Annotated in this window: 19 protein-coding genes and 1 tRNA gene; 10 read left to right on the top strand and 10 right to left on the bottom strand. The window is 61.4% G+C overall.

All coding sequences use genetic code 11. The features are described from left to right. The 4 genes from U0029_RS14825 to mutM all read right to left on the bottom strand — a co-directional run bounded on the left by U0029_RS14825 (window position 1) and on the right by mutM (window position 3,858). Window positions 1–198 (bottom strand): DUF2783 domain-containing protein, encoded by a 198-nt coding sequence (locus U0029_RS14825; RefSeq protein ID WP_012416226.1) that lies wholly within the window; start codon window positions 196–198, stop codon window positions 1–3. An 11-nt stretch (window positions 199–209) separates the two neighbouring features. Continuing rightward, on the bottom strand, window positions 210–1,868 hold the full coding sequence (locus U0029_RS14820; protein ID WP_114851730.1) for an FAD-dependent oxidoreductase: 1,659 nt from the start codon (window positions 1,866–1,868) through the stop codon (window positions 210–212). A gap of 96 nt (window positions 1,869–1,964) precedes the next feature. Continuing rightward, a complete protein-coding gene (locus tag U0029_RS14815; RefSeq protein WP_012416228.1) occupies window positions 1,965–2,918 on the bottom strand; it encodes an MBL fold metallo-hydrolase in 954 nt (317 codons plus the stop codon). 112 nt (window positions 2,919–3,030) lie between these two features. Beyond that, window positions 3,031–3,858 carry a bifunctional DNA-formamidopyrimidine glycosylase/DNA-(apurinic or apyrimidinic site) lyase gene (mutM, locus tag U0029_RS14810; RefSeq protein WP_012416229.1) on the bottom strand — a complete coding sequence of 276 codons (828 nt, stop codon included), beginning with the start codon at window positions 3,856–3,858 and terminating at the stop codon, window positions 3,031–3,033. Between mutM and U0029_RS14805 the strand changes: the two genes are divergently transcribed. The 10 genes from U0029_RS14805 to U0029_RS14760 all read left to right on the top strand — a co-directional run bounded on the left by U0029_RS14805 (window position 3,857) and on the right by U0029_RS14760 (window position 12,633). Then, entirely contained in the window at window positions 3,857–5,740 is a 1,884-nt protein-coding gene (locus U0029_RS14805; protein ID WP_114851731.1) for a tetratricopeptide repeat protein, read from the top strand. The two genes, mutM and U0029_RS14805, sit on opposite strands and share 2 nt — an antisense overlap. A gap of 50 nt (window positions 5,741–5,790) precedes the next feature. Continuing rightward, a complete protein-coding gene (gene lolB, locus U0029_RS14800) occupies window positions 5,791–6,321 on the top strand; it encodes a lipoprotein insertase outer membrane protein LolB (protein WP_049794195.1) in 531 nt (176 codons plus the stop codon). A 9-nt stretch (window positions 6,322–6,330) separates the two neighbouring features. Next, window positions 6,331–7,257 (top strand): 4-(cytidine 5'-diphospho)-2-C-methyl-D-erythritol kinase, encoded by a 927-nt coding sequence (ispE, locus tag U0029_RS14795; RefSeq protein WP_114851761.1) that lies wholly within the window; start codon window positions 6,331–6,333, stop codon window positions 7,255–7,257. A gap of 1 nt (window position 7,258) precedes the next feature. Beyond that, window positions 7,259–7,335: transfer RNA gene (locus tag U0029_RS14790), tRNA-Gln, on the top strand. Window positions 7,336–7,464: 129 nt separating this feature from the next. Then, window positions 7,465–8,415, top strand: coding sequence for a ribose-phosphate pyrophosphokinase (locus U0029_RS14785; RefSeq protein WP_039051418.1), 951 nt, complete (start codon window positions 7,465–7,467; stop codon window positions 8,413–8,415). A 113-nt stretch (window positions 8,416–8,528) separates the two neighbouring features. Next, a complete protein-coding gene (locus tag U0029_RS14780) occupies window positions 8,529–9,125 on the top strand; it encodes a 50S ribosomal protein L25/general stress protein Ctc (protein ID WP_012416234.1) in 597 nt (198 codons plus the stop codon). An 84-nt stretch (window positions 9,126–9,209) separates the two neighbouring features. Beyond that, a complete protein-coding gene (gene pth, locus U0029_RS14775; protein ID WP_039051417.1) occupies window positions 9,210–9,797 on the top strand; it encodes an aminoacyl-tRNA hydrolase in 588 nt (195 codons plus the stop codon). Beyond that, a complete protein-coding gene (locus U0029_RS14770) occupies window positions 9,797–10,546 on the top strand; it encodes a CPBP family intramembrane glutamic endopeptidase (RefSeq protein WP_012416236.1) in 750 nt (249 codons plus the stop codon). The genes pth and U0029_RS14770 overlap by 1 nt, the downstream gene beginning before the upstream one ends. 115 nt (window positions 10,547–10,661) lie before the next feature. Continuing rightward, window positions 10,662–11,753 (top strand): redox-regulated ATPase YchF, encoded by a 1,092-nt coding sequence (gene ychF, locus U0029_RS14765; RefSeq protein ID WP_012416237.1) that lies wholly within the window; start codon window positions 10,662–10,664, stop codon window positions 11,751–11,753. A 559-nt stretch (window positions 11,754–12,312) separates the two neighbouring features. Continuing rightward, window positions 12,313–12,633: a hypothetical protein gene (locus U0029_RS14760; RefSeq protein ID WP_236824202.1), complete on the top strand. Its 321-nt coding sequence runs from the start codon at window positions 12,313–12,315 to the stop codon at window positions 12,631–12,633. A 101-nt stretch (window positions 12,634–12,734) separates the two neighbouring features. Here U0029_RS14760 and U0029_RS14755 read toward each other — a convergent pair whose 3' ends face one another. From U0029_RS14755 to U0029_RS14730, 6 genes are all read right to left on the bottom strand, one after another. After that, window positions 12,735–13,625: a GIY-YIG nuclease family protein gene (locus tag U0029_RS14755; RefSeq protein WP_114851733.1), complete on the bottom strand. Its 891-nt coding sequence runs from the start codon at window positions 13,623–13,625 to the stop codon at window positions 12,735–12,737. Between the two features lie 197 nt (window positions 13,626–13,822). Next, window positions 13,823–17,026: a type I restriction endonuclease subunit R gene (locus tag U0029_RS14750; protein WP_114851734.1), complete on the bottom strand. Its 3,204-nt coding sequence runs from the start codon at window positions 17,024–17,026 to the stop codon at window positions 13,823–13,825. Further along, a complete protein-coding gene (locus U0029_RS14745) occupies window positions 17,026–17,769 on the bottom strand; it encodes an abortive infection family protein (RefSeq protein WP_114851735.1) in 744 nt (247 codons plus the stop codon). The genes U0029_RS14750 and U0029_RS14745 overlap by 1 nt, the downstream gene beginning before the upstream one ends. Then, window positions 17,766–19,154, bottom strand: coding sequence for a restriction endonuclease subunit S (locus tag U0029_RS14740; RefSeq protein WP_236824203.1), 1,389 nt, complete (start codon window positions 19,152–19,154; stop codon window positions 17,766–17,768). Before U0029_RS14740 ends, U0029_RS14745 begins: the two co-directional genes overlap by 4 nt. After that, window positions 19,144–20,700: a class I SAM-dependent DNA methyltransferase gene (locus tag U0029_RS14735; protein ID WP_114851736.1), complete on the bottom strand. Its 1,557-nt coding sequence runs from the start codon at window positions 20,698–20,700 to the stop codon at window positions 19,144–19,146. The genes U0029_RS14740 and U0029_RS14735 overlap by 11 nt, the downstream gene beginning before the upstream one ends. A 7-nt stretch (window positions 20,701–20,707) precedes the next feature. Further along, window positions 20,708–21,625, bottom strand: coding sequence for a helix-turn-helix transcriptional regulator (locus tag U0029_RS14730; RefSeq protein WP_169507399.1), 918 nt, complete (start codon window positions 21,623–21,625; stop codon window positions 20,708–20,710). Window positions 21,626–21,917: the final 292 nt, after the last annotated feature.

Genomic DNA, 21,917 nt, shown 5'->3' with positions numbered 1-21,917 from the left:
TCAGCCCTGTACCGAAGCGCGGGCCACGGCGAGCGCCTGGGCAAGCACGGCGGCATCGCCGACATGGTTGGCCAGCACCAGGATCAGGGCGGCGTTCATCTCGCGGCTTTGCTCGTCGCTGAGATCCTGATGCGCATCGATCAGCGCCTGATAGAAGGTATCCGGCTCGGCCAGATTGGGGGTAAGAGTCAATGGCATGGCGCCTTCCTTCAATGCTGGCCGCAGGCACGCGCCAGGGCGGCACGCAGCGCGGTGATATCGGTATCGCGGCGCCGGGCGGCGATGTGCTGGTCAGGGCGGATCAGATAGCAGGTGCCGGGCCGGGCGTCATAACGGGCGGCCAGCAGGCCTTCCTTGTCCGTCACGCAGCGCGTGCCCTCGGGCGCCGTCCATGCCGCGCCGGCCGGACGCACCAGCAGCAGATCGGCCAGGCCCGCCAAGGCCTCGAGCGTCTCGGTCTCGGGCGCCTGTTCGCCGGCAAACAGCGCCAGCGTGAAATCGCCATCCAGCATCTGCAACCACCATTGACGCGCATCGTCGCTTTCCACGGGCGCGTCGGCGGCCACGCTGCCCGGCCGCATCGCGCCCGCGAACCGATGTTCGTCGGCCGTATTCAAGGCTGAGTTCTCATAGCAGGCCGGCAAAGACAGCCGGCCGCTATTGACCAGCTTGCGGGCAAACGCGTGATCGCGGGCCAGGTTCAGCACGGCATTGCGGAAATTCTTGCTGACTTCACTTTTGGGGGTGATGAAGTCGGTCGAACGCGAGGAATTCAGGATGTTCTCATCGGCGGCGTACTCACGCTCGCTGGCATAGCTGTCGATCAGGGACTCGGGCGAGCGGCCGTCGAGCACCCGATGCAGCTTCCAGGCGAGATTGTCCGCATCTTGCACGCCGCTATTGGCCCCGCGTGCGCCAAACGGCGACACGCGATGCGCTGCATCGCCCGCGAACACGACCCGGCCGTGACGGAAGCGTTCCATGCGTTCGCAGGCAAAGGTATAGACGCTGACCCACTCCAACTCGAAGGGCGTGTCCGCGCCAAGCAGGGCGCGGATGCGCGGCAGCACATTGGCGGGTTTCACGGCTTCGACGGGGTCGGCGTTCCAGCCTAGTTGGAAATCGATGCGCCAGACGTCGTCGGGCTGGCGATGCAGCAGCACGGATTGGTTGGGATGAAAGGGCGGATCGAACCAGAACCAGCGTTCCGCAGGGAAGGGCGCCGTCATCTTCACGTCGGCGATCAGAAAGCGGTCTTTGAATATGCGGCCGTGGGCCTCCAGACCCAGCAGGCGGCGTATCGGCGAACGGGCGCCGTCGCAGGCGATCAGCCACTGCGTGCGCAAAGCATAAGGGCCATCGGGCGTTTCGATGGCGAGCAACACGCCGTCGTCGCCGGACTCTACGCCGGCCACCTTGTTCTTCCAGCGCAGCTCGATATTCGGCTCGGCCTGCACGGCCTCTAGCAGATAGCCTTCGGCATAGTACTGCTGCAAATTAATGAAAGCCGGACGTTGATGGCCGCTTTCCGGCAGCAGATCAAAGCGCCACACCTCGCCTTCGCGAAAGAACACCTTGCCCACATTCCACGACACGCCCTTGTCGACCATGCGCTGGCCCACCCCCAGGCGATCCCAGACTTCCAGCGTGCGTTTGGCGAAACAGATGGCGCGCGAGCCAGTGGACAGCCGGCAATCGTCATCCAGCACCAGCACGCGCACCCCTCGGCGGGCCAGATCCAGTGCAGTCGTCAGTCCCACCGGGCCTGCGCCCACGATGGTCACCTGGTGGGCGGCTGGCGTATCCGCCTTTTGATCGGAACTGGCCTGATAGGCGAATTCCAGCGCCTGGTAATCAATGTCTCCCACGACGGTCTCCTGCGTGGTTATCGTTTTTTCCGCGCGCGCTGACGCGGCCCGCTCGAATGGGGGCCTGCGTCAGGCGGCACTGCTAAAAAGGAAAGATCAGCCTTCGAGCTGCTGCCACATCTCGATGTCGCGCTTATCGGTCCAGATGCGCGGATCGGTGATGCCCTGCGCTTCGTCATAGGCGCGCGACACATCGAAAGGCATGCAGTGATCGAAGATCACCCAATCGCTGTAGCGCGGCTTCATGAAGTCATAGACCTCGCGATAAATCGTCTTGAGATCCTTGCCGTCGGCCACGCCGCGGTTGACCGCGCCGTACAGATCGGTCAGGAAGGCGCGCGTGCCCGCCAGCCCCTTGCGCACTTCTTCGGCGTTCTTCAGCGCCGGACCACGGCCGGGCACCATCTTCTCGGCGGCAAAGCCCGACAAGGCATCCAGCGTCGTGGGCCAGTCGCGGAAATAGGCGTCGCCGCAATAGGGGGTGGATTGGTACTCGACCAGATCGCCGGCAAACAGGATTTTCTGCTCGGGCAGCCAGGCAATCGTGTCGCCCTTGGTATGGCCGCGGCCCACCTGCAAGAGCTTGACTTCCAGATTACCCAGATTGACCGTCATCTCACCCTTGAACGTCATGGTGGGCCAGACCAAGCCAGGCGGAATGGACTCTGCATTGCGGAACAGGCGCGGGAAACGGCCGATCTCGCTGGCCTTGTCCTGCTCGCCGCGTTCGGCGATCAGATCCCAGGTATCGCGGCTGGCCAGGATTTCCTGAGCCTGATAGGCCGAGGCTCCAAACACCCGCACCGCATGATAGTGCGACAGCAGGACGTATTTGATCGGTTTGTCCGTCACTTCGCGAATGCGCCGGATCACGTCTTGCGCCATCACCGGCGTGGCCTGGGTGTCGATCACCATCACCGCCTCGTCGCCGATGATCACGCCGGTGTTCGGATCGCCTTCAGCCGTGTAGGCGTAGGCGTTATCCGACAGCTTCTCAAATGACACGACCTTGTCGTCAAGATCGGCGTGGGATGCGAATTGCTTGCTCATGATGTCTCCGGTTTCTGCATGGATGTGGCGCGCGCTGCGGCGCGTCTTGCCGGAAACTATAGCTAGGCGTTAGTTTTTATGCAATACGTTCGTTATAAACGAATTTCGGGCCTTACCGTTTTTGGCAATGGGGACAGAAATACGTAGCCCGCTGCCCCTGCACGAGGCGCCGGATCGGGGTGCCGCACACCCGGCAAGCCAGTCCGGCGCGCTCGTAAACCGCCGCATGGATGGCGAAATAAGCGCCCGGCTCGCCCGACGCCCCGACGTAATCGCGCAGGGTGCTGCCGCCCGAAGCCAGGGCATCGGCCAGCGTAGCGCGCACGGCCTGGGCCAGCCGTTCGCAGCGCGGGCGCGACAGCTTGCCGGCAGGCGTGCGTGGGTCGATCCCCGCCCGGAACAGGCACTCCGATGCGTAGATATTGCCCACGCCGACCACGGCATGGCCAGCCAGCAGGGCCTGTTTCACGGCGACCCGCTTGTCACGAAAGTGATCGTGCAGCCATTTGCCGTCAAAACGCGGATCAAAGGGTTCAATGCCCAGGCCGATCAGCAGGGGATGCGCCTCGACGGGCCCGTCGGTGTTGGGATGCCAGAGCACGGCGCCAAAGCGGCGCGGATCGTGCAGCCGCAGGATGGCGTGATCAAAGACCCAATCGACGTGATCGTGCTTGCGTGGCGCCTCGTCCATGGCTACCCGGCGTAGCGAACCCGACATGCCCAGATGCACGATCTGCACGCCGTGCTCAAAGCGCAGCAACAGGTATTTGCCGCGGCGGCCGGTGGCCAGCACCGGGCGGTCTGTCAGGAGGGAGGGCAGGTCGGCGGGGATGGGCCAGCGCATGCGTGGCTCCCGTACGACAAGGCGGCGCAGTGTCTGGCCGGTGATGACAGGGTCGATTCCCCGGCGCGTGGTTTCTACTTCAGGCAGTTCCGGCATGAGCCAGTGTAAGATGGACAATTACGTGTACAAAGATTGTGCCACCAACCGGACGGACCGCGTGAAGTTGTCGTTCAAACAAATTAATTTTGGATTGGCCTCGTTGGCGTTTGCGCTCACGAGCCTGCCGGCGATCACCGCCCAGGCGGCCGGTCCTGCGCGCGATGCCACGGGCCCCCGCCTGATCGAGGCTCCACGACAGCCCGAAACCCAGGTCATCCGTCTGCATCCGGGCCAGTTGCCGGATGTCAACCTGACTGGCGATATCTTTTATCGTGTCATTGCCTCCGAGATCGCCGCCCAGCGCGGGCTCTATGGTCCGGCGGCCACCACATTGATAAACCTCGCCCGCGACACCAGTGATCCGCGTCTGGCGCGCCGCGCGCTCGAGTTCCAGCTCGCGGGCGGCAATCTGCCCGGCGCGCTGGAGGCGGCCCGTCTCTGGGCGCGCCTGTCGCCCGGCGATATCGAGGCCAGCTCCACCGAACTGGCCTTGTCTGCAGCCAATGGACAGACCAAAGGCCTGGCCCAGGCCCTGCGTGAGCGCATCGAAGCCACCCCCGATAAAACGGGCGGCATCACCCAGGCCATGAGCGTCCTGAGCCGGCTCAATGACCGGCGTCTGGCCTTGCGCATCCTCGATGAGGCGCTTTCGGACAAGGTGCGCAAGCTGCCGGTCGCCCACCTGGCGCTGGCCGACGCGGCCCAGGCCGCTGGCGACTTCACCCGCGCCGACAGCGAGGCGCGCGCCGCGCTGCTTGCCGATCCGCGTTCGGAGGCCGCCGCGCAGCGCGTGCTCGAATATGGCGCCAAGGTTGACCCTGCCCGCGCCGAGGAAGCCGCGCGCGCCTTCATTGCCCGCAATCCCAATGCCCGCAAGCTGCGCCTGATGCTGGCGGCTCAGATGGCCGAGCGCGGCGACTACGACAGTGCGCAAGCCGAGTTGGCCGCCATGTCGCGCAGCGCGCCCGAAGACTTCGATCTGCTCTTCATGCAGGCGCAACTGGCCTACAAGGCCGGGCACCTGAACCAGGCCCGCTCGCTCCTGCTGCAATATCTCGATGTGCAGGATCAGCGCAAACAAGCCACTGTGGCGGGCGCTTCGGATGCCGGCGCCGCCGCGGCCGACGCCCATGTGCTGCTGGCGCGTATTGCCGAAGACCAGGGCCGCTACGACGAGGCCATCGCCGAGTTGGAGCGGGTCGATGATCCGTCCATGCGTTATGCCGCCCACATGCGTCAGGCCGCCCTGCGCGCCCGCCAGGGCCGCATCGAGGATGCGCTGGCTCTGGTCGATGCGGCAGGGGCGCTCGACGACGAGGAGCAGACCCTGGGGGTGCTCACCAAGGCCCAGATCCTGCGCGATGCCGGCCAGGTGGACAAGGCTGCCGCGCTGCTGGCCAAGGCCGACAAAGACCTGCCTGACACCGTCGAAATCAAATATGAGCTGGCCATGCTTTCCGAACGCCAGGGCAAGGTCGCTCAGCTTGAAAAGCTGCTGCGCCAGGTGATCGCGCTCGATCCCGAGCATGCGCATGCCTATAACGCGCTGGGCTACACCCTGGCCGACCGCAATCAGCGTCTGCCAGAGGCCCTGGATCTCATCACCCAGGCGCTGGAGCTTTCGCCCAACGACCCCTTCATTCTCGACAGCATGGGCTGGGTCAAATTCCGCATGGGCGATCTGCCGGCGGCCGCGGAATATTTGCAGCGCGCCTATGCCTTGCGCCCCGAGCCCGACATCGCGGCCCACCTGGCCGAGGTGCTCTACGCCCAAGGCAAGCGCTCGCAGGCCGAAGACATGCTGCGCGAACTCCATAAACGCAACCCCAAGAACGGCACCGTGCTCGACACGATGAAGCGTCTGGGAGTACAGCCTTGACCCTGCGCGACGAGCTGGCGCGCGGCGCAAGACTGCTTGGCGTCCTGTCCATGGCGGCCATTGCCGCCTGCTCCAGCCTGCCCACTTCCGAGGGCGTCTCGGGTGCGGACACCTTCTCTCGCAGCGGCCGCTTCGCCATTACCGCCACGCAAGCCGACGGCCGCCAGGAGGCGGTGCAGGGCGGCTTCACCTGGCAGGACAACGGCCGTGAATACATACTCGATCTGACCACGCCGCTGGGTTCTACCGAAGCCCGCGTCCAAGGCCGCCCCGGCGTGGCCGTGCTCACGCGGGCCAATGGCGCCTCATTGCAGGCCGCCGATCCCGATACCCTGGCCGAAGACGCGCTGGGCAGCCCGGTGCCGGTTTCCGGTCTGCGCGACTGGCTGCGTGGCCGTCTTGCCCCGGCTCAGCCCGAGGCCGTCAAGCGTGATGAGGCCGGCCGGCCCACGCGCTTTGAGCAGGGCGGCTGGTCCGCGCAATTGTCGCGCTACGATGCCGCCGGCCCGCAATTGCTGGTGCTGGAACGCCAGGAACCCGGACGGCGCATCATCGTGCGCCTGGTCGTGACTCCGCCCTGATTGCCTGCCGTGACGCTATACGACGTACCCGCACCCGCCAAACTCAACCTTTTCCTGCACATCGTTGGGCGGCGCCCCGACGGCTATCACCTGCTGCAAAGCGTGTTCCGCTTCATCGACCTGTGTGACACGCTTTCTTTCGAGGCGCGTGCCGATGGCCACATCGAACGCGCCTACGATCTGCCGGGTGTGCCTGCCGAGCAAGACCTCATCGTCCGCGCCGCCCGCGCCCTGCAAGCCGCGACCGGCACCCGTCAGGGGGCGCATATCGGCCTGCAAAAGCGCATTCCTCAAGGCGGCGGCCTGGGGGGTGGGTCCAGCGACGCCGCCACCACGCTGATCGCCCTGAACCGTCTGTGGGGCTGCGGTCTGTCGCGCCGCGACCTCATGGCGCTGGCCCTGCCGCTGGGGGCCGACGTCCCGGTTTTTGTTTTCGGTCAATCGGCATTCGCCGAGGGCGTGGGCGAAGACTTGCAGGCCATTGCCTTGCCGCAAGCCGCTTATCTGGTGCTGCAACCCGAGGCCAGCGTGCCCACGGCTGAGATATTTTCGGCTCCCGATTTGACACGTGATAAAAAACGCGTCAGAATTACGGACTTTCTTGCTTTGCCTACTTCTGGCTTCGGTCAGAATGACATGGAAGCGGTGGTTTTTCGGTTGTATCCGCAAATAGCGGGTGCTGTACGAAAACTTGCAGAGCTCGGTATCCGGGTTCGCATGTCTGGGTCTGGTGCGTGTTTGTTCGCCGAATACCCAAATGCCTCCGAAGCCCGTCACGCTGAAGTCGTTTTGGCAAAATTCGAAAATACCGCTACAATGCGCGGCGCTGACAAAACAGTCAGTGACACGCAGCCCGAGCTTCAAATCGGCTTTCGTTTGATCAAGGCATGCGCCGGGTTAAACGAGCATCCGTTGAGAAGTTGGATTGCAAACTAGTTGGGGAGTCGCCAAGCTGGTTAAGGCACCGGATTTTGATTCCGGCATGCGAAGGTTCGAATCCTTCCTCCCCAGCCAAACCGAATATAAAAAAGCTGTTGAATCCGCCTTAAGATTGGCTCAGGTTCAGCAGCTTTTTTGTTTTACGGGGTTTTCGCGGCTCCTGGCCCCGCCCTCCGTACAGTTTTAACGACCATCACCTGCATCATGGCAAACGATAGCTTCATGATTTTCACGGGCACGGCAAATACCCGCCTGGCCGTGGACGTAGTCAACCATTTGGACATGTCCCTCGGCAAAATGACCGTAGGGCGCTTTTCGGATGGCGAGGTGATGGTTGAAATCAACGAAAACGTTCGCGGTAAAGACGTTTTCGTGCTTCAGCCGACCTGCGCGCCCACCAATGACAACCTGATGGAAATCATGGTCATGGTCGATGCGCTGCGCCGCGCCTCGGCTGGCCGCATTACTGCTGCGATCCCGTATTTCGGTTACGCCCGCCAGGACCGCCGTCCGCGCTCGGCCCGCGTCGCCATCTCGGCCAAGGTCGTCGCCAATATGCTGCAAGTGGCGGGCGTTGACCGGGTCCTGACGATGGACCTGCACGCCGACCAAATCCAGGGTTTCTTTGACATCCCCGTAGACAACATCTACGCCGGTCCGATTCTTCTGGGCGATATCTGGCGCCGTAATTTCAGCAACCTCGTCGTCGTGTCCCCCGACATCGGCGGTGTGGTGCGCGCCCGCGCGCTGGCCAAGCAGCTCGAAGCCGACCTGGCCATCATCGACAAGCGCCGCCCGCGCGCCAATGTCTCCGAAGTGATGAACATCATTGGTGAGGTCGATGGCCGCACCTGTATCATCATGGACGACATGGTCGATACCGCCGGCACGCTGTGCAAGGCCGCCCAGGCCCTGAAAGACCGCGGCGCAGGCGCTGTATACGCCTATTGCACCCACCCCGTGCTGTCCGGTGGCGCCATTGAGCGTATCGCCTCGTCTTCGCTCGACGAACTCGTGGTGACGGACACCATTCCGCTGTCCGAAGAAGCCCAGGGCTGCGGCAAGATCCGTCAGCTCTCCTGCGCGCCGCTCTTGGGCGAGACCATTCTGCGTATTTCCAACGCCGAATCGGTCAGCTCGCTGTTCGCCGACTGATTCTGTATTTCTCGTGTGCCGCTGGTCGCGGCGGCGCATGGATAACGCGCCAGGCATGTTGCCCGGCGCGTCTATAACCGGCGAGTCTCTCGCCAGATTGTTTGGAGCTTTCCATGAAATTCAACGCCACTTTGCGTAGCGTCCAGGGTACGAGTGCGAGCCGCCGCCTGCGCCGCGCTGGCCGCGTTCCCGCCATCGTTTATGGTGGTACGGCTGCCCCGCTGAACATCGAGCTGGACCACAACGAAATTTTCCATGCCCTGCGCAAGGAACAATTCCACGCCTCCATCCTGACGATGGCCCTCGAAGGCGGCGCGAACGAGCAGGTGCTGCTGCGTTCGGTGCAATGGCACCCCTTCAAGCAGCAAGTGCTGCACGTTGACTTCCAGCGCGTGGACGCCAACCAGGCTCTGCACACCAAGGTGCCCCTGCACTTCGTGAACGCCGAGACCTCGCCGGCCGTCAAGCTGAGCGGCGCCATCATCTCCCACGTCGTGACCGAAGTGGAAGTGACCTGCCTGCCGCAATCGCTGCCGCAATTCATCGAAGTCGACCTGGGCAACCTGCTCGGCGGTGGTTCGATCCATCAAAAGGACATCGTCCTGCCCAAGGGCGTGACCTTCACGCACCCCAACGATGAGCAGGTGATCGTCTCTGCCGTCGTCAAGGGCGGTGCCGCTGACGACGCTGAAGAAGCGCCGGCTGCCTGATAAGTCCACGGGGCCTGCGCCCCTGGCCTCGAACCCTGCGCCTGCGAGTTGCACGCGCAGGGTTTTTTATGTTCTAAACACGCCATGTCCGAACCGATCCGCTTGATCGTCGGGCTGGGCAATCCCGGCCCCGACTACGAAACCACCCGGCACAACGCCGGCTTCTGGCTTGCCGACCGCCTGGCCGATGACCTGCGCGCCACCTTCGCGCTGGAAAAAGGCTTTATGGGCATGGTCGCCAAGGCGCGCTTCGAAGGCGAGAACGTCTTGCTGCTCAAGCCCATCACCTATATGAACCGTTCCGGCCAGGCTGTCGGCGCGCTGGCGCGCTTTTACAAGCTGGCGCCCGAGCAGGTGTTGGTCTTGCACGACGAGCTCGACCTTCTGCCCGGCCAAGTCAAAATGAAACAGGGTGGCGGTCATGCCGGCCACAACGGCCTCAAAGACATTCAGGCCGCGCTCGGCACGCCCAATTTCTGGCGTCTGCGTCTGGGCATCGGCCATCCGCGCACGCTCAACCTCGCGCAGCAGGTGGCCGACTTTGTGCTGCATCCGCCGCGCCGTGACGAGCAGGCCGAGATCGACACCGTCATCGACCGCTGCCGCGCCGTGGTGCCCGCCCTGTTGCGCGGTGACTTTGCGCAGGCCACCCGTCAGTTGCACACGGCCTGATGACGCGTCCTCCGAGCGGGCAAGCCCCCCTGCGCCAAGAAATCGCCGATTGGTGGCGCTTCCTGCGCCGGCCCAGCCCTGCCGGGCGTATCGGCCCGCGTCATGGCGGCGCCATGGCCGACTGGTGGCCCAACATCCGGTTTGGCCGTCTGCTGGCCTGGGCCGCGCTGCTGTGGGCCTTTAACCTCTTTGTGCTCGGCCCCATCGCCGTCGGCGCGGCTGGCCTGGGCGGCGCTCAGCACCGTCTCGATCCGCAACGTCTGCCCTGGCTCACCGCCGTGCTGTGGGCGCCGCTCGTTGAAGAGCTGTTGTTCCGCTACGGTTTGCGCAGGCCGGTTCAAGCGCTTTGGCTGGTGCCCGCCATCGCGCCAGCCGTGTTCTGGGGGCCGCAATTCTGGACGGGTTGCCTCAGCGCCGCCGTCGTTCTCTTGGCCATCTATGGCACACGCGCGCCACAGCCCTTCAAAAGCGCTGCAAGACGCTTCTACAGCCGCCACTTCGGCCTCATCTTTCATCTTTCCGCGCTGGCCTTCGCCGCCGTGCACTTGAACAATTTCTCGCTCAACCACATGGCCTGGTGGATGCTGCCGCTGCTCGTATTGCCTCAGTGGCTCACCGGCCTCGTGCTGGGCTGGATGCGCATGCGGCGCGGCATCGGCGCCTCGATCGCCCTGCATGCCCTGTTCAACGCCGGGCCCATGGCGCTGATCTGGCTGGTGCTCACCCTTCTTCCCGACGCAGCAATCTGACCCCGGCCGCCCGACGGGGTAAAATCACGGCTTTCCCGGAGCGGCCAGGCTGCATTTCCGGCATCGCCTCATCGGCGGGCGCATCAGCGCCCCGGGGCATCACTCAAGGATTTCCATGGCTCTGCAATGTGGCATCGTCGGCCTGCCTAACGTCGGCAAATCGACGCTCTTCAACGCGCTGACCCGTGCCGGTATCGCGGCCGAAAACTATCCCTTCTGCACCATCGAACCCAATGTGGGCGTGGTCGAAGTGCCCGACCCCCGTTTGGGCAAGCTGGCCGAGATCGTCAAGCCCGAGCGCATCCTGCCCGCCACGGTCGAATTCGTCGACATCGCCGGCCTCGTCGCGGGCGCCAGCCAAGGCGAAGGCCTGGGCAACCAGTTCCTCTCGCACATCCGCGAAACCGACGCCATCGTCAACGTCGTGCGCTGCTTCGAAGACCCCAACGTCATCCACGTCGCCGGCAAAGTCGACCCCATCGCCGACATCGAAGTCATCGAGACCGAACTCGCGCTGGCCGACCTGCAGACCGCCGAAAAAGCCCTGCACCGTCACTCCAAAACCGCCCGTTCCGGCGACAAAGACGCGCAGCGCCTGGTCGGCGTGCTCGAAAAATGCATCGCCCATCTCAACGAAGCCAAGCCCGTGCGTAGTCTCGGCCTGAGCGACGACGACATGGCCCTCATCAAGCCGCTGTGCTTCATCACCGCCAAGACCGCCATGTACGTCGGCAACGTCAGCGATGATGGCTTCACCAACAACCCGCTGCTCGACCGCCTCACCGAATTCGCCGCCAAGCGCAACGCGCCCGTCGTCGCCATCTGCGCCGCCATCGAATCCGAAATCGTGGACCTGCCCGACGAAGACCGCCAGGCCTTCCTGGCCGACATGGGCATGGAAGAACCCGGTCTGGACCGCCTCATCCGCGCCGCCTTCAAGCTGCTCGGCCTGCAAACCTATTTCACCGCCGGCGTCAAAGAAGTCCGCGCCTGGACCGTCCCCATCGGCGCCACCGCACCCCAGGCCGCCGGTGTCATCCACACCGACTTCGAACGCGGCTTCATCCGCGCCCAGACCATCGCCTATGACGACTACATCGCCTGCAAAGGCGAGCAGGGCGCCAAAGAAGCCGGCAAAATGCGCGCCGAAGGCAAGGAATACATCGTGCAAGACGGCGATGTGATGAACTTCTTGTTCAACGTCTGATTCAAGCAAGCCATTTCAGGCGATTGCATCTGCGTGCAGGCGCATCACTGAAATCGGCGCAAAGCTCTGCAGAGGAACTGCACCCCAAAAGTTGGACGCCAATCCAAACTTTGGGGTGTTTTTCATGACGAGGCACGACAAGCTATTCAAGTGCAAGGACAAGGCCTTTCATTCGCACCGAGTATCGACCCCAGCGTGACGCTAGGCGAGGCCGGAGCGAAGCGGCGCGGACGCTGGCCGGGGAGGGCATCGATCCCATCCAGAACTGCCAGATCGAATGCATCAAGCTTGAGCAAGACTCAGCGAACACGTTCGAGGCCGTCGTCAAGGGTTAGCCGGTTCGCCAAGCGCTGCCGCCCAACAAGACGCAACACAAGCGCGCCCTCAGCGCGGAGGAAGTCGGCCGGCTGCTGAACGATGTTGATGGGCAGGCAACTTCCAAACCATCAAAGCCTTCCAGCTCATGTGGCTGACGCTCAGCCGCCCGAATGAATCCGTCTAAGCAGAATGGGCCGAGTTCGACCTCGAAAAGGCGCTCTAAACCATCCCTGCACGTCGGATGAAAGCGCGGCGAGAGCACATCGTTCTGCTACCGACTCAGGTGGTCGAACTTCTCAAGGCCATGTATCCGATCGCGGGACACACGAAGTTCGTTTTCCCGAACCGCGACGATCGCCAGCGCTTCATGGCTGACGCGACCTTACGGCAGGCACTCAAGAAGCTCGGCTGGGCAACCAAGTACAGCCCGCATGGCACGCGCACCACGGGCAGCACTCGGCCCAATGAGTCGGCTATCGGCCTGACGCCATCGAAGTCCAGCTTGCACATGCGGAGCCGAACAGTGTTTGGCGCACATAAACTACGCTACCTACCTGGATGAGCGGCGAGTCATGATGCAGGCGTGGGCAGACAAGCTGGACGCTTGGAAACTAACCATCCGTGAAAGCTATTGATTAAATAATTGTTATGCCAGTGCCGCCCCTACACCCAAACCTCGTCTAGGCTTTTTGCCGCGATCAGCTTGTCACGCAGTGCATAACGAGATGATTGCATATTGACCTCGCTGTTTTCCGGCCGTGGAATTGGAACGAGCGCCGTTGCCGGTCCATTGAACTTGATCATGTACTTACCGGTATCGTTGTAAGGCAGGATGGCGTCGACCTCAGCAATATGGGTAATGGCGGCGATTGGGGCCACCTGATAAGCCGCGATAAACTTTAACTTCGAAATGTGCTTCGCATTGATGCGAACGGCAAACCAGCAGTTCTCATTCAGGAAGCGTTGCTTGAATCCTTCCTCTCGTGCAGGGACGACAATGGTGTCGAACTTGTCGTTCTCCGAACCAACGGACTGCACCTGATCATTTGGATCTTCTTGCTTCGGTGGCGTAAAGGCGTTGATACCGAGCATCGGCAGAATGAGCAACATATCGGCTAGGAACGCCTGCGCGGTGGCTTTCGCTGCAGGAGCCATCGTCGGAGCAGCCGGACTATTCTTGTTGAGCAGAATGGCGCGATCATGCTTCTTGGCAAGCGCAACTAGCGCCGACTCCAGGTACTGAACTTCCGTCTTGCCAATTTTGTGATTGCGGTCAAAGAAGTAGACGCCCCACACCCATCCTTCCTTGTTGGAAACATGATTCTTCAATCGGTCGCCGACCGGGTCAGCCTCGCCAATGTAAATTGTCTCTTCAGCAGCATTGCCAACAAGGATGTAGACCCCTGCCTGAGAAAACCCAGGCTCCAGCTTAAGCTGGTGAAAAAGATCCTTGTTGAAGACAATTCCGTAGCCTGACCAGTTCGATTTATCCACATGGCGAATCCCCTCAGGATCACCAGTGGTGGCAAACATCGTGATTGAAAACGGCTGCATGGCGTTTCTCTATATTAATTGTTTATTGGCCAATTTTTCTCTTCAGGCCTTGGTAGAAAATTTCAGCAAACGTCACCGTTCTGGTTGACGCACTCCCCAAAGCTAAAATCTTTTTCATCTTTATAAAGGTCAATAAATTGATCCAGGTGGGCCAGTGGCAGGTCCGCTATTGCGTGGGAGATGAACACGTAAACCATTCAATATCCCTGCCCCGATCTTGCAGTCCACCCCGACGACAACGCCTCAGCCTGCTGCAATACCGTTTGCACTGCCGTATCCTGAAGGTCGGGTGGATAGCCGTACTTCCGCAGAATACGCTTCACCAGCACACGCATCCGGGCACGGGCAGAGTCTCGGTGCGCCCAGTCAACCGATACGTTCTCGCGCAGGCTCATCAGCAATTCGTGGGCGATCAGCTTGAGTTTGTCGTCCCCCATCATCTGGACAGCGGTTTCGTTCTCTGCCAGAGCATCGTAGAAGGCAATCTCCTCGTCTGACAGCCCTGCCTCCTCGCCACGCTGACGCGCCGCACGGATGTCCTTGGCCAACTGGATCAGCTCCTGCAGCACCTCGGCGGTGGTGATGGCGTTGGCGTGGTAGCGCGCTACGGCGTCTTCAAGGCGTTCCGAGAAAGCCTTGGTCTGCACCACGTTAGCCTTGCTACGCGAGCGAATGCCGTCGTTCAGCAACTTGCGCAGTGCTTCCAGAGCAAGATTCCTCTTCTCCATCTGTTGCACTTCGGCCAGGAACTCGTCCGAGAGGATGGAGATGTCCGGACTCTTGACTCCCGCGGCCGCCAGGATGTCCACGATCTCGGTCGAGACCACAGCACGGCTAACGATTTGCTGAATAGCCAACTCGCGCTCTTGCTGGGCCATGCCAGACCCTGTGCTGCTCTTGACCAGCGCAGCGCGAATCGCCTGGAAGAAGCCGACCTCCTCTCGAATTTCTCGAGCTTCATCAGAGGCAGAGGCCAGAGCATAGGCCTTGGACAATGCGAGTACGGCATCCTGGTATCGGCGGTGAGCGCTTTTCTTGCCCTCAGCCGTTTTTTCCTTCTCAGCCAGCTTCTGCTGCAGATCGAGAACCCACTCGATAGCGCCGGCCATCATTACCAGACGCTCCTGCGGGGTACCACCCATCGCCGATGCATAGTCGAAGCCGTGGTACATGTCCCGCACGACCTCGTACTTCTCCATCATCACAGCAATGGCCTGCGCCTCATCGACGCCGGTGTTCTCCTGATCGTTTTTGGAGTACTGCTGTAGAGCAGACTTCAAGCTTTGCGCAATGCCGATGTAGTCCACAATCAGCCCTGCAGGCTTGTCGCGGAACACGCGGTTCACGCGCGCAATTGCTTGCATCAGTCCGTGACCCTTCATCGGCTTGTCCACGTACATCGTGTGCATACACGGCGCATCAAAACCGGTGAGCCACATATCCCGAACGATCACGAGCTTGAGCGGGTCTTTGGGATCGCGGGCACGCTTTGCCAGCAGATCACGCCGGGCCTTGTTGCCAATGTGCTGCTGCCACTCCTGCGGGTCGCTCGCCGCGCCCGTCATCACGACCTTGACTGCACCGGCGTTGTCATCCGCACTGTGCCAGTCGGGTCGCAGCTTGATGATCTCGTCGTAGAGCTTCACGCAAATGCGACGGCTCATACACACCACCATCGCCTTGCCATCAAGGGCCACCACGCGATCCTCGAAGTGGGCAACCATGTCCTTCGCTACCAGAGCGAGGCGTTTGTCGCTGCCAACCAGGGCTTCAACCGTTGACCACTTCTTCTTGAAGCGCTCCTGGTCGGCTTCTGAGTCCTCCTCAGTCAATTCGTTGACCTCGGCGTCGATCTTCGGCTTCTCTACCTCATCGAGCTCGATGCGCGCCAGCCGCGACTCGTAATAAATCGGCACGGTCGCGCCATCTTCGACCGCACGGCTGATGTCATAGACATCGATGTAGTTGCCGAACACCGCCGGGGTATTGACGTCGTCCGCTTCGATGGGCGTACCGGTAAAGCCGATGAAGGATGCGTTCGGCAGAGCGTCACGCATGTACTTGGCAAAGCCATAGGAGATTTCGCCGGTCTTCGCGTCCACCTTGGCTTTGAAACCGTATTGGCTGCGGTGCGCTTCATCCGCGATGACAACGACGTTACGACGGGTAGTAAGCGGCTCTGCAATCTCGCCGAATTTTTGCAAGGTCGTGAAAATCACGCCGCCCGATGCCCGGCTCAAAACCTTCTGCAGATCTTCTCGGCTCTCGGCTTGCATCGGCGTCTGGCGGATCAGGTCTCGGCACAGTGAAAAAGTCGAGAAGAGCTGGTCGTCGAGGTCGTTGCGGTCAGTCAGCACCACCAACGTCGGGTTGGCCATTGCCGGGTGTTTGACCAGTTGCCCGGCGTAGAACGCCATCAGCAGGCTTTTACCGGAGCCCTGGGTGTGCCAGATCACGCCCGCGCGCTTATCGCCTTGGCGTTGAGTCCTCACACTTGGCAAACCGTAGTCAGCGGGGTCTTCTGCCACACCCTGCACGGCCATCGACGCACGAACCGTCGATGCCACTGCATGTCGTACCGCATGGAACTGGTGATAGCCCGCGATGATCTTGGCCAGCCCGGAACCGGTTTCGCCGAAGACCGTGAAGTGACAGAGCAGATCGAGCAGACGGCCATGCTCGAACACGCCCTCGATCAGTGTCGAAAGTTCCGGCGCGCCTTTCGGGGCAACGTCCGTGCCGTCGGTGGTGCGCCACGGCATGAAGCGCTCAAGGTCTGCTGACAGCGAGCCCACCCGCGCCGCAATGCCATCTGACGTGACAAGCAGCGCGTTGGTGCTGAACAATGCTGGAATCTGCTTCTTGTAAGTCTGTAGTTGGTTGAACGCGCCCACCAGATGTGCGCCCGCGCTGCCCGGCGCTTTTAGCTCAATCACGCCCAACGGCAAACCGTTCACGAACACCACCACATCGGGCCGCCGATTGTTCTGGCCGTTGATCACCACGAACTGACTCACAGCCAACCAGTCATTCTGCTCTGGGTGCTCGAAGTCGATGAGCGAGACCTTGCCCGCGGTCAGCGTGCCGTCGTCCGCGTAATACTCGACGTCCACGCCTTCCGTCATCAGCTTGTGGAGGCGGCGGTTCTCTTCGAGCAGCGATGGCAGCTCGGATTGCATCACGCGCCGCACGGCATCCTGACGCGCCTCCAACGGAAGGCCAGGGTTCAGGCGCGCTACGGCGTCCTCAAACCGTTTCTTGAGCACGACCTCATCGTGGCTCTCGCGCTCCGCTCGGTGTCCATCGGGGCCGATGTCTTCCTCGCGTTCGATGCTGTATCCCAGCCCTCGCAACTGCTCCAGTAGTGCCCGCTCTACGGCGGCCTCGGACAAAAACGCCATTACAGTTCTCCTTGTTCTTCGACGGGCTCCACAGCCGGGGGCGATGCGCCGCGCGCAGCGTTCAGCGCTTCTACGTAGGCGCCCCGGTCCAGTTGGTAGAGCAGACGGCTCACTTCGATATTGATGGGCAGCTCATCTCCGCCCGGCAATACAAAACGCAAAGTTGGCGAGTCGCCGTCCTCGGCGTCCACCGCCAGCCCCACATGCGCGTCGATCAGCGCGTTGTCCTGCGCAAATCGCTCCCACGGTTCGCGGGAGCTGATCGGGTCGAGCTGCGTGTCCAGATAGGCTTGATGCAGAAATGCCACGATGGCATCAGCTGCCAAGAGTGCCGCGCGCCGGTGATAGACAGTCAGAGCTTGGATGAAGCCGTCTTTTCCATGACTCAATGGCCCCGCGTCATTCCTGAGTACACGGAGTGACTCTGCCAAGCCGTTGTGGTGCTTGATGAGGTCTGCGAATTTTCTATCCCGAACATCTCCGCGCCTGAGCACTCGCGTCGCCGCAGACACCCATTCGGTAATCGCTGCCTCGTCCCGAGGTTTCAGGGGGGCCGTTGGATTGTCGAGTTGATCAATGACTACCCGGCAGACACACTCAACCAGCCCCTTCGCAGCATCAATCGAAGCGTCACTATCGTTTCCGATGTTTGCTTGCAACGCCTCAAAGGTGTGCTGCAGCATTGGCGCATCGCGCCAATACTCGCAGGCCTCGCGGATGCCGGGGCACCAATCCAAGGTCATACCGCCGCTCCTACGATGCGCTTAGCATCCGGAACGCGCAGTTCGCCGGAGATCAGCTTAGGCAGCAGGGTGTCGCGTAGTTGGGCGAGCGAGCTGGACTCCCTTTCGTTTTCTGCCATTTGCAGATACAGCGAGTCAGCCGCTTTCCGATAACTATTCAATACGGGTTCGGATGGAACGACGACCGGGATTGGTCGGAAATTGCTCTTGCTGATCTCCTGGAATGTCGAGCCGTTGGCATTGCCGACGATTGCATCCATACTTTCCCTGCACCACGCCAGAACAAACACGTTTGGCAGAACACCGTCACATTTCATCGCGATGAAGCCCTGGTTGATCGCGGTTGGAACCTCGGCAATAGCCAAGTAGCCGATGGGCGCGCGCGAGGAGAGTAAGACCGTGCCGACTGGCAACAAACCCGAGCTGATCTTTGCAAGACCAGCATCCGTAATCTTTCGGTCCGTGTCCAGCAGAACAGGAAACTTCAGGGCGGACAGGTCTTTGGGTGTTGCCCAGCAGTGGTGCCCGTCATCCCAAAACTCGGCTTCCTTAGTGCTGGGCGTAGACCCGCCGCAGACCGTCACTTCTTCGCCAATCGTCGAATGACGCCACCCCTCCGGAATCTCTCCCAACTCCGATTCGACGAGTCGGCCGGGGAAGAGATCGTAGAGGTGCGCGGGTAGGCCGGGCAGCGACTGGCCGCGTTGCCAACGGCCTTCCATCTTGGCGCGCACCGGTTCGAAGTCCACGAACCATGCCTTGAACAAGCCTCGGGCCATTGCCTCGAGTGTTTCGTTGGTGCGCCGATTGAGTTCTATCTTGTCGTCCAGCGTGCCGAGGATGTGGGCAATGGCGCGTTGTTCTTCAATATTCGGTGGGCGAGGAACAACAACCTCACTCAAAAGCGAGGTATTCAGTGATGGCATTGTTGCTCCTACCGCAATCGACCGGATATGCTCCTTAAAGGCAGAAAGTCCAAAGAAATACGAGAGATATTGAGAATCAATCTTTTTGGGATCTGGCCGCACACGGAGGCATCGACCAGAAAAAAGCCACCCTTCTTCCTTCTCACGGACTAATGCGCGACGATCAACAGACCCTACGCGACTAAAAACGATGTCGCCTTGAGTCAGCTGATAACGCGCTAGCCGGTCGCGATCAGAGTCGGAGACTTTGGGAGTATTTACATGGAGGATGCGATTTTCGCCCAAGTGCTCAACTGTGATAATCGGAGTGCCAATCTGAACGTAATCCTCTTGATGAAGCTGACTACCAAATGGTCCCGTTTGGATACCTGCATTCGGATCGCAAAGATTGGAGAGACAATCGACGTAAAAATCCGCAGAGAATCGTCCGTAAGGCGTTTCCATCCACTCATTCGCCATACCCAAGCTCCTTCAAGTTGGCTTCAATCGCCGCATCCAGCTTGGCCGCTGCCGTCCGCAGCTCACGCCACTGCGCAGACAGCCGCAGCATTTTTTTCTCGAAGGGCTCGCCGTCATCTTCCTGTTCGGCCGCGCCCACGTAGCGCCCCGGTGTCAGAACGTGGCCGTGCTTGCGGATGTCGTCCATCGAGGCGGATTTGCAGAAGCCAGCCACATCAGCGTACTCGCCCGCGCCATCTTCACCACGCCAAGCGTGGTAGGTGTCGGCGATCTTCTGAACTTCCTCGTCGGTGAGTTCGCGCCGGGTGCGGTCCACCAGCACGCCCAGCTTGCGGGCGTCGATGAACAGTACCTGCCTGCGCCGGTCGCGCAGACCCTTGCCCGGGTTCTTGTTGCGGGCCAGGAACCATAGGCAGGCGGGGATCTGCGTGGAATAGAAGAGCTGCCCCGGTAGCGCCACCATGCAATCCACTGCGTCGGCCTCTAGCATTGCCTTGCGGATGTCGCCTTCGCCGGACTGGTTGGAGCTCATCGATCCATTGGCCAGCACCACCCCCGCCGTGCCGTTAGGTGCGAGGTGGTGGTAGATGTGCTGGAGCCACGCGTAGTTGGCGTTGCCAACGGGCGGCGCTCCGAATTTCCAGCGCACGTCTTCGCGCAGGCGGTCGCCACCCCAGTCGGAGATGTTGAAGGGCGGGTTGGCGAGGATGTAGTCGGCTTTGAGATCGCGCAGTTCGTCTTTGTGAAAGCTGCCCTCGTTGTTCCAGCGGATGTCAGAGTCGATGCCGCGCACGGCCAGATTCATTTTGGCCAGCCGCCACGTGGTGTAGTTCGACTCCTGCCCATAGATCGCAATGTCGCCAATGCGCCCGCCGTGCTCCTGCACGAACTTTTCCGACTGCACAAACATCCCACCCGAGCCGCAGCAAGGGTCGTAGACGCGACCTGAGTAGGGCTCCAGCATTTCAACCAGTACGCGAACCACGGAGCGCGGCGTGTAGAACTCGCCGCCGCGCTTGCCTTCGGCACCGGCGAACTGGCCCAGGAAATACTCGTACACGCGCCCGAGGATGTCTTTGGAGCGGTCGCCTTCCTCGTTGAGCGCAATGCCGGAGATCAGGTCGATCAGCTCGCCCAGCATCACTTTGTTGAGCGCGGGGCGGGCGTAATCCTTGGGCAGCACGCCCTTGAGCGACTCGTTGTCCTTCTCGATGGCGCGCATCGCGTCATCAATCAAGGTGCCGATGGTGGGTAGCTTGGCGTTGGCCTGTAGATGCGACCAGCGCGCTTCCTTCGGCACCCAGAATACGTTGTCGGCAAGGTATTCATCCTTGTCTTCGGCGGCCTGTACATCTTCGGCCAGCAGCGCCTTGTGCTTTGCCTCGAAGGCGTCGGATATGTACTTCAGAAAGATAAGCCCAAGCGCGACGTGCTTGTAGTCGCTGGGTTCCATGTTGCCACGCAGCTTGTCGGCGGTTTTGAAGAGGTCCGCCTCGAAGCCAAGATTGCCTCCGTTGCCGTTTTTGGCGGTGTCGTTCTGTGCCATCGTGTTCTTATCCTTTGCGTAATGTCTTTGCTGCCGGGGCTTGATAGCCCGGCGCCAGCTTGGCGTTCTCAACGCCGTACAGGGCCAGCGGATCGCTGAGCCATAGGCGGTACTGTTCTTCTTTGAGGCGATGATCGGGCGAACAGTCCACGCTCCAGCGCAGCAGCATGTAGCCCGCGACGGCGGCGCGAACGCGCATCCGGATCGAGCCCTCGGTCATCCCGTAGTCCATCTTGATGATCTCGGGGCGTTCAAGGCGTGGGTGCGGCACGAAGTCCAGCTCGACGATGCGCGTCCACTGGATGTCGTTGTCCGGCCGCTCGTGGGTTTGCGGCTCCTCATCAAGAGGGGCTGGCGCTTCGATACGGGTGACAACGAAGTCCCGAAACTCTCCGCTCTTGCGATCAAAGGCCCGGACGTGCCAGCGCAGGCCGGTGTCCACCAGCGCGAAGGGCACAATGACCCGCTCAGACTCGCCGCTGCTCATCGAGTGGTAGCGGATGGCGATTGGCCGCTTGGCGTGGATGGCCCGGCAGACCGGGGCCAGCACGTCTATCTTGGGGTTGCTCAGGGCGGCAGGCGACTCGCAGGGCAGCAGTGGCTGCAAGGGTTTGGCAGGGCTGTTCACGCCATCACCGAAGCCAAGCGCTAGCGCCGATAGCACGCGCTGCGATGCGTGCTCGAACAGCGGAGCGAACGCCTCCCCGATGCGGTAGATCTTGTTGCTGCCGTCAAAGGTGATGTTCTGCGGCGCGATTTCTCGGTACAGCGCCAAGTCGCGTGTCGCCCCTGCCGGAGCCACACCGAAGCGCTCAATCAGGTCTGGGCGGCCGATCTCACCGAAAAAGTAGAGCCGGAAGTCGATGTAGGCCAGCCGCTCGCGCTGGGCGTGGCTCAAGCTTTCGACGCGCTGGGGTTGCGTCAACGAAGGCTCCTCATCCAAAACGGGTGACCAAGAGGCTGGGGTTGGCTTTATATTTGTCCATTTTTTGATGCATTGCGTAATCAGTTTGATTATATTGTGCACCACTACATGAACTCCCACAACACGGCGACACCTCTGCTCTGGAGCGCCGAGTTCACGAAAAACCTGCATCCCAACCGGTGCAGGCGATCTTTCGCATTTAGCTGGGCGTAGTTAGCGCTATTCAGGCTCGCTAGGATGAACATCATGTGTGCCCAAGCCATGCCTAGCCTCCAGTTCCAAAATTCGGGCT

Origin of the sequence: Bordetella avium (assembly GCF_034424645.1) — a bacterium.
GTDB classification, from domain to species: Bacteria; Pseudomonadota; Gammaproteobacteria; order Burkholderiales; family Burkholderiaceae_B; genus Bordetella; species Bordetella avium.
Note: the sequence above shows the minus strand (reverse complement) of the source record. Positions and strands in the feature narration are given on the sequence as shown.

What these genes read in the sequence shown, in the direction of transcription:
- mutM (WP_012416229.1), bottom strand. Translation starts at nt 3,858, where the DNA reads ATGCCGGAACTGCCTGAAGTAGAAACCACGCGCCGGGGAATCGACCCT.
- pth (WP_039051417.1), top strand. Translation starts at nt 9,210, where the DNA reads ATGTCCGAACCGATCCGCTTGATCGTCGGGCTGGGCAATCCCGGCCCC.
- U0029_RS14805 (WP_114851731.1), top strand. Translation starts at nt 3,857, where the DNA reads ATGAGCCAGTGTAAGATGGACAATTACGTGTACAAAGATTGTGCCACC.
- U0029_RS14785 (WP_039051418.1), top strand. Translation starts at nt 7,465, where the DNA reads ATGGCAAACGATAGCTTCATGATTTTCACGGGCACGGCAAATACCCGC.
- U0029_RS14780 (WP_012416234.1), top strand. Translation starts at nt 8,529, where the DNA reads ATGAAATTCAACGCCACTTTGCGTAGCGTCCAGGGTACGAGTGCGAGC.
- U0029_RS14825 (WP_012416226.1), bottom strand. Translation starts at nt 198, where the DNA reads ATGCCATTGACTCTTACCCCCAATCTGGCCGAGCCGGATACCTTCTAT.
- U0029_RS14740 (WP_236824203.1), bottom strand. Translation starts at nt 19,154, where the DNA reads ATGGCGAATGAGTGGATGGAAACGCCTTACGGACGATTCTCTGCGGAT.
- U0029_RS14760 (WP_236824202.1), top strand. Translation starts at nt 12,313, where the DNA reads ATGAAAGCGCGGCGAGAGCACATCGTTCTGCTACCGACTCAGGTGGTC.
- U0029_RS14815 (WP_012416228.1), bottom strand. Translation starts at nt 2,918, where the DNA reads ATGAGCAAGCAATTCGCATCCCACGCCGATCTTGACGACAAGGTCGTG.
- U0029_RS14755 (WP_114851733.1), bottom strand. Translation starts at nt 13,625, where the DNA reads ATGCAGCCGTTTTCAATCACGATGTTTGCCACCACTGGTGATCCTGAG.
- U0029_RS14770 (WP_012416236.1), top strand. Translation starts at nt 9,797, where the DNA reads ATGACGCGTCCTCCGAGCGGGCAAGCCCCCCTGCGCCAAGAAATCGCC.
- ychF (WP_012416237.1), top strand. Translation starts at nt 10,662, where the DNA reads ATGGCTCTGCAATGTGGCATCGTCGGCCTGCCTAACGTCGGCAAATCG.
- lolB (WP_049794195.1), top strand. Translation starts at nt 5,791, where the DNA reads ATGGCGGCCATTGCCGCCTGCTCCAGCCTGCCCACTTCCGAGGGCGTC.
- U0029_RS14750 (WP_114851734.1), bottom strand. Translation starts at nt 17,026, where the DNA reads ATGGCGTTTTTGTCCGAGGCCGCCGTAGAGCGGGCACTACTGGAGCAG.
- U0029_RS14745 (WP_114851735.1), bottom strand. Translation starts at nt 17,769, where the DNA reads ATGACCTTGGATTGGTGCCCCGGCATCCGCGAGGCCTGCGAGTATTGG.
- U0029_RS14735 (WP_114851736.1), bottom strand. Translation starts at nt 20,700, where the DNA reads ATGGCACAGAACGACACCGCCAAAAACGGCAACGGAGGCAATCTTGGC.